The following is a 321-nucleotide window of genomic DNA, read 5'->3' as shown; positions in this document are numbered from 1 at the left end:
GTGTCCATTCCCTGAATCCCTTAATGAAAGGAGGAATCCCCCTATGAAGCTTTTTGTTGGTATTGACGTGAGCTCCAAAGAACTGGAGACGTGTTTCATGAATACCGACGGGGACAAACTCGAGACCCTGACGGTCCAAAATAATCTGGAAGGCGCTGCGTACCTTCGAGACCGTATCGTAGCCTTGGCGGACAAGCATGCGGTGGCCGAGATCCATATCGGTCTTGAAGCCACATCGGTGTACAGCTGGCATCCAGCCATGTACTTCCATCAAGATGCTGCGTTGCAGGCGCGGAAGGCTAAGGTGTTCACCATCAATCC

General features: G+C 52.0%; 1 protein-coding gene. It reads left to right on the top strand.

The window, feature by feature from the left end; genetic code table 11:
* Window positions 1-43: 43 nt before the first annotated feature.
* Window positions 44-321, top strand: a 278-nt coding sequence (locus PA598K_RS06425; RefSeq protein ID WP_148091919.1) for an IS110 family transposase, incomplete at its 3' end; no start/stop codon positions are given.

This window comes from Paenibacillus sp. 598K (assembly GCF_003851045.1).
In the GTDB taxonomy this organism is placed as follows: Bacteria; Bacillota; Bacilli; order Paenibacillales; family Paenibacillaceae; genus Paenibacillus_D.
The sequence above is the reverse complement of the archived record's forward strand: the minus strand, read 5'-3'. Positions and strand labels throughout refer to the sequence as shown.